The organism is Peribacillus sp. TE19612 (assembly GCF_056279465.1).
Map to the genome: position 1 here is coordinate 220,960 of NZ_JBWCCL010000003.1, position 15,572 is coordinate 236,531.

Annotated in this window: 12 protein-coding genes and 1 pseudogene; 12 read left to right on the plus strand and 1 reads right to left on the minus strand. The window is 37.7% G+C overall.

Features of this window, described 5'->3' with window-relative positions:
- The first annotated feature begins 26 nt into the window (after positions 1 to 26).
- The 4 genes from ACZ9AO_RS06975 (at position 27) to ACZ9AO_RS06990 (ending at position 5,772) form a co-directional block, all read left to right on the plus strand.
- Positions 27 to 1,481, plus strand: coding sequence for a four-carbon acid sugar kinase family protein (locus ACZ9AO_RS06975; RefSeq protein WP_476108749.1), 1,455 nt, complete (start codon positions 27 to 29; stop codon positions 1,479 to 1,481).
- Positions 1,482 to 3,239, plus strand: a complete 1,758-nt coding sequence (locus ACZ9AO_RS06980; protein ID WP_054397389.1) for a thiamine pyrophosphate-binding protein — start codon at positions 1,482 to 1,484, stop codon at positions 3,237 to 3,239.
- 144 nt (positions 3,240 to 3,383) lie between these two features.
- On the plus strand, positions 3,384 to 4,322 hold the full coding sequence (locus ACZ9AO_RS06985; RefSeq protein WP_251541276.1) for a sugar phosphate isomerase/epimerase family protein: 939 nt from the start codon (positions 3,384 to 3,386) through the stop codon (positions 4,320 to 4,322).
- Between the two features lie 199 nt (positions 4,323 to 4,521).
- Complete coding sequence (locus tag ACZ9AO_RS06990) at positions 4,522 to 5,772, plus strand: allantoate amidohydrolase (protein WP_476108750.1); 1,251 nt, start codon at positions 4,522 to 4,524, stop codon at positions 5,770 to 5,772.
- A gap of 333 nt (positions 5,773 to 6,105) precedes the next feature.
- On the opposite strand, the gene ACZ9AO_RS06995 is transcribed toward ACZ9AO_RS06990, so the two are convergent.
- On the minus strand, positions 6,106 to 7,758 hold the full coding sequence (locus ACZ9AO_RS06995) for a PucR family transcriptional regulator (RefSeq protein WP_476108751.1): 1,653 nt from the start codon (positions 7,756 to 7,758) through the stop codon (positions 6,106 to 6,108).
- A gap of 698 nt (positions 7,759 to 8,456) precedes the next feature.
- Here ACZ9AO_RS06995 and ACZ9AO_RS07000 point away from each other — a divergent pair.
- From ACZ9AO_RS07000 to ACZ9AO_RS07035, 8 genes and pseudogenes are all read left to right on the plus strand, one after another.
- Positions 8,457 to 9,809, plus strand: a complete 1,353-nt coding sequence (locus tag ACZ9AO_RS07000; RefSeq protein ID WP_048689595.1) for an allantoinase — start codon at positions 8,457 to 8,459, stop codon at positions 9,807 to 9,809.
- A gap of 336 nt (positions 9,810 to 10,145) precedes the next feature.
- Positions 10,146 to 10,910 carry a (S)-ureidoglycine aminohydrolase gene (gene allE, locus ACZ9AO_RS07005; RefSeq protein ID WP_476108752.1) on the plus strand — a complete coding sequence of 255 codons (765 nt, stop codon included), beginning with the start codon at positions 10,146 to 10,148 and terminating at the stop codon, positions 10,908 to 10,910.
- 128 nt (positions 10,911 to 11,038) lie between these two features.
- A complete protein-coding gene (locus ACZ9AO_RS07010) occupies positions 11,039 to 11,422 on the plus strand; it encodes a cupin domain-containing protein (RefSeq protein WP_207117649.1) in 384 nt (127 codons plus the stop codon).
- A 217-nt stretch (positions 11,423 to 11,639) separates the two neighbouring features.
- Entirely contained in the window at positions 11,640 to 12,017 is a 378-nt protein-coding gene (locus ACZ9AO_RS07015) for a purine/pyrimidine permease (RefSeq protein WP_476108753.1), read from the plus strand.
- Positions 11,947 to 12,858, plus strand: a complete 912-nt coding sequence (locus tag ACZ9AO_RS07020; RefSeq protein ID WP_476108754.1) for a purine/pyrimidine permease — start codon at positions 11,947 to 11,949, stop codon at positions 12,856 to 12,858. The genes ACZ9AO_RS07015 and ACZ9AO_RS07020 overlap by 71 nt, the downstream gene beginning before the upstream one ends.
- Before the next feature lie 148 nt (positions 12,859 to 13,006).
- Positions 13,007 to 13,165, plus strand: a pseudogene (locus ACZ9AO_RS07025) (hypothetical protein); the annotation flags it as partial.
- A 522-nt stretch (positions 13,166 to 13,687) separates the two neighbouring features.
- Positions 13,688 to 14,059, plus strand: a complete 372-nt coding sequence (locus ACZ9AO_RS07030) for a hypothetical protein (protein ID WP_476108755.1) — start codon at positions 13,688 to 13,690, stop codon at positions 14,057 to 14,059.
- A 186-nt stretch (positions 14,060 to 14,245) separates the two neighbouring features.
- Positions 14,246 to 15,508 carry a pyridoxal-phosphate-dependent aminotransferase family protein gene (locus tag ACZ9AO_RS07035; RefSeq protein ID WP_476108756.1) on the plus strand — a complete coding sequence of 421 codons (1,263 nt, stop codon included), beginning with the start codon at positions 14,246 to 14,248 and terminating at the stop codon, positions 15,506 to 15,508.
- Positions 15,509 to 15,572: the final 64 nt, after the last annotated feature.

A 15,572-nucleotide genomic window follows, 5' to 3' on the forward strand; every position in this document is an offset into this window, starting at 1 on the left:
TTTAGATAATGAAAGGGGGAGGGTTTTTGTCAAACGCAACCCAATATCTAAGTTTAAAGGATACTTTAGACCTCTTCTCTAAATCGGATGACAGCCTTCGTGCTGAAATCAAAGCTCATTTAAATCAAACAAAACATAAGTTTATCGTTTTAGATGATGATCCAACCGGTGTCCAAACGGTACATGATATTTTTGTCATCACGGACTGGGGAAAAGACTGGATTAAAAAAGGATTATCTGATGAGAGAAGTGTACTTTATATTTTAACAAACACAAGAAGTTATAATGCAGAAAAGACGGAAAACATCAATAGGGAGATTGTCCAAAACATTGTTGACGTTACTAAGGAAATGGGAATCAATTATTCAATTATCAGTAGAAGTGACTCAACATTAAGAGGGCATTATCCACTTGAAATTAATGTGCTCCAAGATGAATTATTAAAAACTGCTGATGTACAAATTTCAGGTCATTTAATCATTCCGGCTTTTTTTGAAGCACATCGTTACACCATAGATAATATTCATTATTTAGGTATGGACGGCCAGCTTGTCCCAGTAAATGAAACAGAATTTGCGAATGATTCCGTTTTCGGTTTCAAAACCGCTAATTTGCCAAAATGGATTGAAGAAAAGACAAATGGAAGCGTAGCTTCAGAGTCAGCATTGATCATATCACTGGAAAATATTCATAATGGCGGCATTGATAGAGTTTATGAGATTTTACTATCTGCTAACAATAATACTCCTATTATAGTAAATGCTAAATCTTACTATGATTTAGACATCGTATCATTAGCTGTCCTTAAAGCAATTGATTCTGGCAAGCAATTCTTGTTTAGAACTGCAGCATCTATTGTAAAATCGATTGCGGGAATTCAGGATCGTCCATATTTATCAGCTAATGAGATTGTTTCAAATGATGAAAGCCAAAATAATGGTGGCTTTATTATAGTAGGTTCTCACACGAATAAAACTACGGAACAAATTAAGGAACTAATGAATAAATACCCGATTGAACAAATCGAAATGGATGTTGTGAAAGTTCTAAATAAAGAAACAAGAATTGAAGAGCTAACACGAGTATGTCAATTAGTAGATCAAAATATTTCTTCTAATCGCGATACGCTTGTATATACGAGTAGAGATTTAATTAGTGCGAAAGATAAGGAAGAAAACTTGAAGATTAGTCAAACTGTTTCAAGTTGTTTAGTTAAAGTTATTCGCTCACTAAAAGTAAAGCCGAAATTCATCATGGCAAAAGGCGGTATAACTTCGAGTGATGTGGCAACTGACGGCTTAGATATTAAATATGCAAAAATTCTAGGGCAAGCGATCGCCGGTGTTCCAGTATGGTTAACCGGAAGTGAAGCTAAGTTCAAAGATACACCTTATATCGTATTTCCAGGCAACGTTGGGGATAAAGATTCAATTGCTCAAATCTTTGAAAATATAAAAAAGGATCAAAAGGGAGAGATATAAATGGCTAAACAAAAAATGACAGCTGCTGAGTTAATTGCCTTGTATTTAGAAAAAAGAGGGGTGAAACATGTTTACGGTGTACCGGGAGCTGCAATTTTACCATTCTATGATGCAATTAAAGAATTAACTAAAATTGAATCATATATTGTTCGTCACGAGCAAACGGGGGCTTTCATGGCTGATGGTTATTCAAGAGCAACTGGTGAAGTGGGCGTATGTGCTGCCACTTCAGGTCCTGGCGGAACTAACTTCTTAACCGGCCTTTACGGTGCATGGATGGATTCCATTCCAATGATAGCCATTACCGGTCAACAAAAAAATAGTTTAATTGGAACCATGCAATTCCAAGAAGCGCCTATCGTTGAAATGGCAAAGCCTGTAACGAAAGCTGCATACCGTTTAACTGACGGTTCGAAAGCTGCTGAATTTATCCATGAAGCATGGGTAACAGCTACTACTGGCAGAAAAGGTCCAGTCCTTCTTGATTTACCAGTTGATCAACAAAAAGTTGAAATAGAAGTCGACTTAGATGTGCTTATCGGTTCTACTCCAGTCGATAACTTACCACAAGCTTCTGACGCTGATATAGAGAAAACATTGGAATTATTAAAAGATGCTAAAAGACCGGTCTTACTTTCTGGTGGAGGGGTCAACATTGCAAACGCTACCATTGAATTGAAAGCGCTAGCTGAAGAACTGCAAATCCCTGTAGTAACTTCTGGCATGGGGATGGATACTTTCCCTAACGATCACCCTTTATTCGCTGGACGTATGGGAACGATGCTTGATACTCCATTCGGTAACAAAACAATTGTTGAAGCCGACTTAGTAATCAACCTTGCCGGACGTTTCGCTGATCGTTCAACTGGTAATGTTTCGGTATTCACACAAAACGGTAAGAAAATCATCCACGTAAATCTTGACAATAAGGAAATTGGTAAAGTTGTACCAACGATTTTAGGTATCGTTTCTGATGTTAAAACCTTCATGGTTAAACTTGCAGAAGCCCATAAAGCACTTGGTGCTCATGTAGCTGCAACTGCCGAAGTAGGTACTAGAGTTAACTTAACTGAAGAGCGTAAGAAATGGGCACGTAAAACGGATTACACAACACTTCCAATCAGACAAGAGCGTGCATTGCGAGAACTTCGTGAATTCTTAGATCGCGATGCCTTCGTATCACATGACTGCGGTATCAGCCAAATCTGGTCCTCTCAATTATTTGAAACGTATGTACCAAGAACATACTTATTAACTGGTGGTGCGGGGACAATGGGTTGGGGCCTTGGTGCAGCAATGGCAGCGAAACTTGCATTTCCTGAAAGACAAAGTGTAAACATCCTTGGTGATGGAAGCTTAGGGATGTCATTACAAGATATCGCTACAGCTGCAAAGCATGATATTCCGGTCATTATTTTCTGTATGAATAACTCATTAATGGGATTAATTCGTCAACAACAAAACTGGTTCTATAATGAACGTCAAATTTCTACGGACTTAATTTACAAAAATGAATTATGTGATAATGAAGAGCGAGGAATCGACTTTGTTAAAACGGCTGAAGGTATGGGGGTTCGTGGTGAGCTTGTTACACATTATGATGATATCAAACCAGCTCTACAACGTGCAGTTGACTCAGGTAAACCATATTTAATCGAAGTTATAGTTGATCCAGATCCTAAGAACGCATGCGAATTCTCTAATAACGGTGCACTTAACGGCTTCAAATACTCCGAAAAAATTGATTATTCTAAATAATCGCCATATTGATGGAAGTGATTTTTTTGAAGCAATAGGATATAACCTATTGCTTCAAAAAACAAATTAGTAATGAAAAGCAGTCTTGACTGTACTTAAATAATGGGTTTATAAAAGGAGGGAAGCCGAAAAATCGGCGAAACGATGTCAGCAAATCTTCATAATTCTATGAAAGTCGGAATTGTTCACTTTATGGCTTATCCGGAAACAATGGGTGGAGATGGCCCAGCTGTTGAAACAATTAAGAAAATTGTACAAGATGATTTTTTCTCTGGAATTGAAATTACATCCATTAACAATCCTGAAGAACGTAAAGAGGCTGCTCAAATTTTACAATCCGGTGGAATGAATGTAGGATTTGGTGCACAACCGATTCTATTAAGAAACAAAGGAAACCTTAATTCTTTTGATGAAGCTGAGCGTAGAAGGGCTATCGATTTAGTAAAAGGCGGAATTGATCAGGCTTACGAAGTAAATGCTGCTAAACTTGGTTTCTTAAGTGGGGCTAAACCAGATACGCAAGAAGATGTTGCCTTACAATTACTAACGAATTCTATCAAAGAATTATGCGATTATGCAAAATCTAAAGGTGATTTAGTACTCTCACTTGAAACATTTGATGATGAGACTGATAAGAAATGTCTAATCGGTTCGAATAAACTTGCTGTTGAAGTTGCAAAAGAAGTTCGTAAGGTAGATCCCACTTTCGGTTTAATGCTTGATTTAAGTCATTTACCAATGCAACGTGAAACGTCTCATGATGCATTAACGGTTGCTCGTGATTATATTAACCATGCCCATATCGGAAATTGCTATATTAAAGATACTTCTGATCCTGCTTACGGCGATCAGCATCCGCGTTTCGGATATCCAGGAAGTGAAGTTGATGTTCCTGAATTAGCGGAGTATTTACGATCTCTATTAGAAATTGGTTACATCGGTGAAGGTATAAAGAATATAGTCGCTTTTGAAGTAAAACCTGTCGGTACAGAATCATCTGATATTGTAATTGCACAGTCAAAACGTACTCTCGTTGATGCATGGTCATTATTACATTCAAAAAAAGGGAGTTTAGTTAGTTAGCCTATATATGTACGATATGTATTAAACGGTGACAAGTGCTTTTGCTTGTCACCGTTTAATCTAACTTTTAATTAGCTTATCATGCAGAATTCCTATTGAGCAACGACTAAATAAGGTGTTAATATGACTTTGCACTAAGTAACTGGATTTAAATAACAAAAATTTTTCTTAGAGATTAAATTGGCAGGGAAGTGATCGATTGGTTAAACTTCAGAAGGATGTTGATGCTATAAGAATCAACACTAGAACCGAAGAACTTGCTACTTGTTCATCAACATCTATTGGTGTCACTAGACTACCTTTCACAGTGGAAAGTTTAAAAGCAGAAAGTCTAGTTGAAGAGTGGATGAAAGCAGCTGGGATGACGGTAAGAAAAGATGCTCTTAACAATATAATCGGACGTTATGAAGGGAAAGATCCTACAGCACCAGTTTTAATGATTGGTTCACATTTAGATAGCGTGATTGAAGCAGGTAAATATGATGGTATTTTAGGAGTTATAACTGGAATCGAAGTTGTTCAAACTCTTAAGGATAATGGCATTATATTATACAATCCAATCGAAGTGGTAGGTTTTTGTGATGAGGAAGGAGTAAGGTTTCACTCAACTTTCCTTGGTAGTAAAGCAATTGCAGGAACTTTTACTGCTGAAGATTTAGAAAGGGCAGATGAACAAGGAATAACAATTGCTGAAGCGTTAAAAGGAATTGGTATTGCAGACCCATATGCTTATAAAGACGCTAGTCGTACTCCAGAAGAACTTCTCGCTTATTTGGAACTCCATATCGAACAGGGGCCTGTGCTTGAGAAGGAGAATGAACCTGTCGGCATAGTTCGTGGGATTGCTGGTGCGACAAGATTTTATTTTGAAATTATCGGGAAACCTGGACATGCAGGAACAGTTCCTGTTGCCCTTAGACAAGATGCGCTTTTAGGAGCCAGTGATCTCATTTCCTACATTGAGAACATCGCTATCCAAAATGAACCATTAGTGGCGACCATCGGAAAGCTTACTGTAAGTCCGGGTGCTAGTAATGTAATACCTGGCCTCGTAACAGGAACGCTGGATATCCGTGATTTAAATGTGGATCGTAAGAAAAAAGCCATTGATGCCATATTAACTGAAAGTGAAAGAGTAGCAAAAGCTAGAGGACTCCAAATTCATTTTGAACAGGTCATGGAAGCCGATCCTGTATACTGTGATGAACAATTGATTAAAGTAATCGAGGAGTCCATTAGGGAATTGGATGGCAGTGCTATCAGTCTTGTAAGCGGTGCTGGTCACGATGCAATGGCTATGGCGGATGTAACGAATGTTGCAATGATTTTCGTTCGTTGTAAAGATGGTCTTAGTCATCATCCTGATGAATTCGTTACTGTAGAAGATATGGGTGCAGGAGCTAGAGTCCTTTACTCTACAGTGATTAAGATAGCCACAAACCAATATTGAGGAACTAATAAGTTTTGGCTATCAACTAAAAGAGAACTTACAAAAAACTCGTGATCCGACTGTATCGGATCACGAGTTTTTTCAAAATGAATACATTTCAATTTTAGGACAGAGATCCTTCATTCGATGAAACAGTCATGCGTATCGACAATGGTCCAATGTAATAAAAGGAGTTCTGTATGTTCATAAAAAAGCCACTGAAATTCCTGGATTCCTCCATAATCCAAGACACTCCAGAAAATAAAGTCGAGATTTACTCTTTATATTGATCTCTGTCTGCGTGGGCAGTTACCTTCAGTCAATATCTGCTTTAGTAGTGATTACAATAACTTATTAATCACTATTACCCCTGAAAATTGAACTCATGAGTAAAGCTATACGTAAATGAAGTGAGTTTTTTGCATCATGAACGGAATAATTCAATATGTCCTCACATTTGGCAATTCGGTATTTAACGGTATTACGGTGAACAAACAGTTTCCTGGATGTAATAGCAAGTTCACAATTATTATCCAAATATACCAATAAGGTATTAACTAAGTCTTTTTCATCTTTATTTTTCGGGTAGGATAGAGAACGTAAAGTATTTTCATAAAATTTTTTTAGATCTTTTTCGGGAATTAACCGAATCAGTTCGATTAATTGCTTGGTTTCGTAAAAGTTGATAAATTTATTTTGAAACAGTTCAGCCCCATTTGTCCATGCTTCCACTGCCTCTTCGTATGTAAGGTGGATATAGGTAAGGTCATTAGAAAAGTTACCAACTCCAAACGACAACGAAATTTTTAGATTTGAATAAGCCTCATTCTGGAATTCCTTCAGCCTTTCTTCTATTATGCTTTTAATCGAATCATTAATATTCAGAGGAGCTTGCATCAAAATAACAAAATATCCATCTTTCATAAAAACGATGTTGTTAGTATCTATTTTTAAAAATGATTTATGTAAAAATTTATATAAATAGTCGTATAATCTATTCATTATGTCTGCACTTTTTTGTAAAGCGTTTTGTTTATCATCATCAATCTTACATACAATGCATACGTATTTCATATTGTCGATTAAGCCATGCTGTTTTCCCCTATGAATAATTTCTTGTTTGTTAGAAATCTTTCCATCAACAAGGGAAGCAAAAAAGTTATTTTCTAACAAACGGCTGTTTTCTCTAATAGCCTCGTTTTTAAGCAGCGTGAATGAAATGACTGTTGATGCTTGTTCTATAGCTAATTGTGAAGATGGGTATGAAAGCTTCTCAGGGTGAAGAATTAATAGAAAATAGGGATAGGGACGCATTGTTTTCACCCGAAACATTTTTATGGAAATGTCCGTATTTTGGATGTCGATTGTGAGCTGGTTTTTCTCTAGGTATGTTTCTATATCACGTTTAATGTGTTCTTGAACATTTTTCATAACGATTTTCATATTTCCTGTACGAAAATGATGAGAAAAGGATGTCACATCACCAATAGGATCAAGTAGGAGAACAGGACATTTTAATAGGGAGCCAAGATTTTCAATTAAAGAATTCAGACTGTAGCCTTTTATCATCATATTGGTAAATTCCTTGTGAATATGCATCGCATAGAATAACTCTTCAATTTGATTATCCCATATAAAGCTTAATAATTGATGAGCAACCGCACCTAATGTTAATGTCTCTGGAATTTGAATAATTGGAAATTCTAATGAGTCAGCCAATTCGATTACATCCTGCGGAATCTTATCAATGAATCTTTTAAGTTTAATGGCAATCCCTGCACATGGAAGTTCATTAATTTGGGAAATGAGATTGCATAATGCATGAGGGTCGTTTTTAAAAGCGTATCCTGTTGTCAATAATAGGGAGTTCTTAGCTAAAAAATTGATGGCATCTGGTGTTTCTGAAATCTCAATTGATTCTACTTTCCTTTTAAGTCCGGCATGTCCAGCAATAATTTTGGCTTCTTGAAACACATCAACGATAAATAAATCTTCTACCTTTTTCATCATACACCTTCTAATTCTACATTTTGTCAGTTTTTATTACTAGAAAGGGAAGCAAACGAATCTTGTTAAATTTGGACAAAAATTTAAATGGAAATTGTTTACATCGCATAATGATTTTGTGGATGAATCCGCTTATAATCAATTGTATAGAGGATTGAAGGTTAATGATACTGTTTTCAAGATTTTTTTTACATTCCATAAATCCCAAGTTTTTTATTATATTTAGAAACTATATTTATATTTTGGGCGCATACAATTCGCCAGTTTTTGCCTGCTATCATTTTTCTCAGGTACGATGCTCGCATTCGTTCATCTATATTGTTTTTGTTTAAAAAGTGCAACAGAAACGAGAGGATGTGGTTAAAGGGGCTTAATTGATGGAAACGTGAAATAGTCAGTGGAAGAGTTTGAATATTTAAAATCATTTTTTGCCTTGGCGAGGAAATGCCGTACAAAACAAGATAACAGCCAAGGCTGCGCATATAGGTGGATGCGATTCTTTCCAAAATTGCTTGATAGAAAGTGGAATCTACTATATCTCAAAACGATGTTCAGAATGTAATAGTTGTATTTCATTCCGAATATTAACGTTCCAACATCCCAAAGCAAGATGTTCGTTTCTTCATTATTCAACTGTAAAAGTGGATTGGCCTTGTAGTTTTTATAAAATTTGATTTCCCATAGAAAGGAATGAACCTATGGCTACATATGATTTACTCATTAGAAATGGAAATCTTGTAATGTTTGATTCGATTGTTCAAGGAGATATTGCAATTAAGGAAGGGAAAATTAAAGAAGTGACTATCGGAAAAAATATTGATGCTATAGCAACAAGAGAAATTAATGCTGAGGGGCAGCACATCCTCCCAGGATTAATTGATTCTCATGTTCATTTCAACGAGCCAGGCAGAACGGAGTGGGAAGGTGTTCAAACTGGTAGCAGAAGTTTAGCGGCAGGTGGGGTGACAACCTATTTTGATATGCCATTGAACAGTACACCGCCAACAATCAATAAAGAATATTTGGCATTAAAGAGAGCTTGCTCCGAAGAAAAGTCGGTAGTCAATTGCCGCTTTTGGGGTGGACTTATACCAGAAAATATTGAGAATATTAAGGAACTTGATGAAAATGGAGTAATTGGATTTAAAGCTTTTATGTCACCGAGCGGAATTGTCGATTTCAATCATGTCGATGATATTACGATTTTTAAAGGGATGAGAGAAATTGCCTCTGTAGGTTCACTTTTAGCCGTTCATGCTGAAAGTACAGTCATTTGTGATCAGCTTGCACAAGAAAAACAAAGACAAAATAAGACGACTGCAAAAGACTTCGTCGAATCAAGACCGATAATTTCCGAAATTGAAGCGGTAAGAAGAATAATTTCATATGCAGAAGCTACAGGGTGTAAGCTGCATATTGTTCATGCGAGCAGCCGCAAAGTAGTGGAAGTCATCAATCAGGCAAAGCAAAGAGGCCTGGATATTACGGTAGAAACATGCCCTCATTATTTATCTTTGACATTAAAAGATTTAGAGGAAAAAGGCGGTTTGGCAAAATGCTGCCCTCCACTGCGTGATGATGAAGAAGTGGAACAATTATGGGAAGCTGTAGCAAACGGTGAAATTGACGTAATAGCATCCGACCATTCACCAGCACCTGCCTCTATGAAAGAAGTAATAAATGATGACTTTTTCAGTGCCTGGGGTGGGATTTCCGGTGCCCAATCTACGCTCAATATTATGTTGACAGAGGGGCATTTCAACCGTAATCTTCCTCTGGGGAAAATTGTTGAATTAACATCAACGAATCCAGCTAAGTTATTTGGCCTTTATCCCCATAAAGGGATAATAGCCGTTGATAGCGACGCTGATCTGGCGATAGTTAATCTGAACAAAAGCTTCGAGCTGAAAAAGGAAGATTTGTTCTACCGCCATCAACAGTCGCCTTATGTTGGCAGGACATTCAAAGGGCAAGTAACAACAACGATCGTCAATGGGGCTATTGTTTTTGAAAATGGCAGCATTACCACTGTGGAAAAAATTAAAATCTAGGATTGTTAAGCTATAAAGGACTGGAGAAAATCTTATTGCACAATCTTAAAAGCAAAAGAAGCATATAAGGAACCAGGACCTTACCTGAAAGAGAAAATATATGAAGGTAATATGTTTATCTATAATGAACAAAAATATAAAACGTTTTTATCGATAAGGCATAAAGACTAATTAAATGAAAGCGGTTAATATTTATATAAGGGACTTAATTGTTTCTAACACAAGCTAATAATATATGAAAAGAAGCTTCAATTATAAGTTGATTTATAGCGGGAACAGGGCACACCATGAGTCACATATTTCAAATAAAATACGATTAAAAGGAGAGTTTAAAAGATGGGTTATCCTAAAGATTTATTAGCAAGCAGATCAATAATTGAGCACGGTAAATATGCTTTAATTGCACCTGAAGGATTGGTTAATAATGTTGTTCCGGGATTTGAGAATTGTATCATTTCCATTTTGGGTTCTCCAAAGCTTGGAGCAAGCTTTGTCGATTACATTGTGACAATGCAAAAGGAAGGAAAGAACAGCGAAGGGTTTGGTGGACAAGAAGATGTTGAGACATTTGTCTATGTTATTGAAGGGAAAATAAAAGCTGTTGCAGGTGAACAAGAGTTTGTCCTCGATGAAAGCGGTTATTTATACTGTCCGCCAGGAACAAAGATGTATTTAGAAAACCAATCGGATGGAGATTCTAAACTATTCCTATATAAGCAAAAGTATCGTCCACTTGAAGGACGGAGGCCATGGGTTTATTCAAACCATGCGAACAACATTGAATTCAGGATTTATGATGATATGCATAATGTCCATCTTAAGGATCTATTGCCTGCTGATATAGATTTTGATATGAATTTTCATATTCTTTCCTTTGATCCTGCTGCATCTCATCCGTTCATCGAAACACATGTGCAAGAACATGGAGCCTACTTACTCTCGGGAGAAGGGATGTATAACCTGGATAATCAGTGGGTTCCTGTAAAGAAAGGAGATTACATTTTCATGGGTCCATATGTACATCAAGCAGCCTATGCGGTAGGCAGAGAAAATTTAACATATGTTTACTCTAAAGATTGTAATCGTGATGCATCCTTGTAAAAGGTCACATCATTTAGAAGAAATGCGTAGATGACAACTTCAAGAGATTTAATGCGGGCAGAATTGTATTTTAGGGAGATCCGGTAAGTGTAATTCAAAACCATTAAATATAAAAGAGGTGCTGAGGTATGGACCAGAATGTAATTTTGAACAAAAAGTCGATAATTGAGGAAAGAGTTTTTGAAATCGATAAAATAGCAAAATTCGATTCTAATGCACCACAAAAAAATTATTTTTATGAAACGGATAAAACTGTTGGGGCAGTTTGGTGTCTTGAACCTGAGCAGGAAGTATTTTTACATTCCCATTCGAATGTTGATGATATTTGGGTCTGCATTGAGGGGGAAGGAACATACTTTCCTGATCTAGAGAATGAGATCACGATCAGAAAAGGAATGGTAGTATTGGCCAAGCCTAATCAAATTCATGGAATGCGTAATACAGGAAACAGCCGATTCATGTTTGTAGGCTTTGCTGCAGGGGCATTGCCTATGGATATAACAAGATATTAGAAAAAGGCTAAGATTATTAAACATTACAAAATAATTTAAGTTTCTTCTTTAAAAAACAAAAAAAGTGATTAAGGCGAAGCGATTGTAATGAAGACAGCGCTTCGCTTATATTTTTATTTATAAAATGTGATGAGTTGTAATTTCTCCAATTAGCATCCTTAAAAACTAGCAAACAGATTTTATAAAAATCCAGAAATCGGAAATGGTGATGATTAAGATGAAACAGCAAGGAGTTACTGTAACATTATTCTCCTCTTTACAGTGGCTTTTTTTTATTTTTGCCAACACGGTTGTCGTACCAATTTCTGTAGGAGCAGCATTCCAGCTTCCTGCAGAAACAATTGAAATGACGATAAGATGCTCCTTTATCTTTACAGGAATATCCTGTATTCTGCAGGCCTGGATTGGGCATCGTTATCCATTATTGGACAGCCATTCGGGGCTAATGTGGGGTCTGATGATAAATATGGGCATCTCTGCATCTGCACTCGGATTGGATTTTGCAACCGAAAGTAATTTAGCCGATGGTGATAAGTGTTTATATATTTTTACTGACCTTTCAGCTCATTTTTATTTTCTTCAAAGGTATGTTTAAAATAACCGAAAGTGGAACAATTGATCTCCCTGTCAGTTTGTTTTCAATCTTGATAGTTATCTTCGTTGGCTTTTTAAGGATTAAAGGAGGGAAAATACTAGGCAATTTCTCAATCCTGATCGGAATTATCGTAGGATGGTCATTATATCGAATTATTTTCCCTTCAGATCTTCCGACGGCTAGCTCTTCAGGTATGGCATTCACTTTCTTTCCACTTGGAACTCCAAACTTGAATATTGGTATTATTTTTGTTTCCTTTTTTGCGGTCCTTCTGAATTTAACGAATTCCTTCGCTTCTATTCAAGCTGTTGCAGATGTTTACAAGGAAAAGGTGGAACATAGTCAATACAGGAGATCTATTTTTGTAACAGGTATTTTTGCGTTTATCACTTCGATTTTTGGCTTGGTCCCTTTTACACCATTTACATCTACCATAGGTTTTTTACAAAGTACAAAGTTATTCAAACGAAAGCCATTCATTATAAGCGGATTTTTGTTTACTCTCCTTGGAGTTATTCCGCCATTAGGGAGATTCTTAGGAACAATACCATTAACAATAGGTAACGCTGTTTTATTTGTCGCATACCTTCAATTGTTCGGGACCGCATTAAACAGCCTGAAAGGAACGTTATTCAACTCTGAAACGATACTCCGTTTAGCGGGGCCAGTCCTAGTTGGAGTTAGCATTATGAATATCCCGCCAGCATTATTCGGCAGTATACCTGTCCTCTTGCAGCCTTTCATTACAAATGGTCTCATTATGGGTGTCATTATATCGATCTTTTTGGAAAAATTTATTAATTGGAACAAATTAACAAATAAGTTGGGAGTCGGGCAGTAACCGATATATCTACCTGATAATGGAAACATAAGGTGATTATTCTAAAAAAAAGTTATTTCATTTTACGATTGAAGAAAAAAGGTGTTCATACGATTGGACATCTCTAACGATAAACTTGAAATTGATTATAAGAAGTATGTGATGATATTTAGAAATCCCAGTGGCTCAAAACCCCGAATGGAGTCCGGAAGAAATTCAGCAAGAGCTGGATAACAATGCTCAAGGTATCCTCGGTTATGTTGTACGTTGGGTAGAACAAGGAATTGGTTGTTCCAAAGTACCAGATATCAACAATATAGGGTTGCTTCTACCAGTAATTCATACGGGGCTTCGGATTAAAATAAGTGATTATTCGATAAAATGGGGAACAAGTGATTACGATTACTTGTTCCCCATTTTGGTCTAATTCTTTATAAAAAGAAAAAGCAAATAAAACATATGTGAATTAGATGTAATAAAGATAAGTCATCATCTTTTTAGGTTTGCAGTCCATCAAAAGTTAATTTGGCTGGCATAAGTAGAACTAGTATCTTAATTTATCAAAAATACCAGTCAATATGATAAGGAGCTGACTATAACAAAAGTTCTTTTGATCATAGAAATCTGTATATATACACATTATTGGTTGTCTTTCAGTTGGTTATTTTGCACAAAAAAACACCGAAATACTAACAAAATTGTCAATGAAGTTAAATGCGAAAGCAAGTAAAATAATAGATGACATAAATTTTGTGAATGTTCATGGCATCAAAGGCTATTGCGAAGGGAAGCGATAAGATGGGCAATCAAAACGAAAAATTAATAGATGAAAAGGATGATGTTGCGTTCGATGATAGAATGGTTAGCATTTTTCGGGGCAACTGAGAGTAATGGGGTGACCCGGGTATTATATTCCAAGGAAAGGATGAGCGCTCAGCAGGCAAAGAAAGCTGAGGATGGGAAAAAACTTATTACATATTTTGATAGTGTTTGCTTTAGGGCGTCCCTCCGGTGGAATCATTCTGACCAGTTCCCATATGGAAACGGACAAGGATGGGGGGAATATGGCGGCGCATATGGGGTCGTCAGCCATATTGTCGGGCTGCGCCGTTATACGGTGGAAATCATTTGTAAGAGTGATCATGCGGGCACAACTCCCATTCCTACAGGAAGGATGCTGTCGTCTGGCTTCGGAATTCAATGTTCCGAATGGCATCGGTGAGGAAGAGGTTTTTGAAAGGTTTTGTAAGGACACTTTTCGACTCTCGATTCCCTGGCAAAGAAAGCGGAAATGAAGCTGGGGTTTCACAATGGATGGATTCAAACCTGTTGCGATGGATATGGATCAGGGAATCGGATTTTTGAATGAAATATTTTATAAAATAGCCTATTGAAGGAGTTGGTAAAAATGGCATATTCAGAATTGAATGCACCGATGAGAACGATCATGACACCAGGACCGGTCGAAGTTGACCCGCGTGTTTTAAGGGCGATGAGCACACCGATATTAGGGCAATTCGATCCTGCATTCACCACTATCATGAATGAAGTGATGGAAATGCTGCGTTTGGTTTTTCAAACGAAAAATAAATGGGCGTTCCCGATTGATGGCACCTCAAGATCCGGTAATGAAGCGATTCTTTGCAGCATCATTGAGCCGGGGGATAAGGTCCTGGTTCCTATATTCGGAAGGTTCGGTCATTTATTGGTGGAGATCTGTGAGCGATACGGAGCTGAAGTCCATACGATGGAATGTCCTTGGGGAGAAGTGTTCGAACCGCAAGCAGTCATTGCGGAAATCAAGAAAGTCTCCCCAAAAATAACAGCAATCGTACATGGGGAAACCTCCACTGGTTGTATGCAGCCTTTGAAGGAAATCGGGCGGGCCTGCCGTGAATTGGGTGTCCTGCTTGTTGTGGATGCGGTTGCCTCCATCGGGGGCACCGATGTTAAGGTGGATGAATGGTGTATTGATGGATTGATAGGAGGGACGCAAAAATGCTTGTCCGTTCCTTCCGGTATGGCACCGATTACTTATAATGAGCGAATAGAAGAAATCATCCAGTCCCGCAAAAAGGTGGAACGTGGTATTGCCACGGATGAAGACAACCAACAGGTTTCGCTCAGCCGTCCGATCGCCAGTAATTATTTCGATTTAAGCATGCTGCAGGATTATTGGGGACCGCGTCGTTTGAATCATCATACAGAAGCAACTTCCATGATTTATGCGTTACGTGAAGGATTGCGCCTTGTGCTCGAAGAAGGTCTGGAAACGCGCTTTGCCCGTCATGAACTCCACGAAGCTGCTCTCGTTGAAGGGATCAAGGCAATGGGACTAATGTTATTCGGGGATGGGAAAAACAAACTTCCGTGTGTAACTTGCATTGAAATTCCAAAAGGAACCGATGGTGAAGCTGTAAGAGACATGCTGTTGAATGAATTTGGCATAGAAATCGCTTCCTCATTTGGTCCGCTTCACGGGAAAATCTGGAGAATCGGGACCATGGGATTCAGTTGCAGGAAAGAAAACATCCTGTTTGTATTGGCCTCCTTGGAAGCTGTCCTTTTGCGCCAGGGGTTCCAAGTTAATCGGGGCGAGGCTTTGCAGGCTGCGCTGGATGTATATGCAGGAAAGAAGGAGAAAATGGTAGCATCACAACGGTCTCTTTGAATAATGGACGTCCATATGGATTTCAGCAAATCTGGCCATGATCATCGGGAAGGCATAGAGGGAA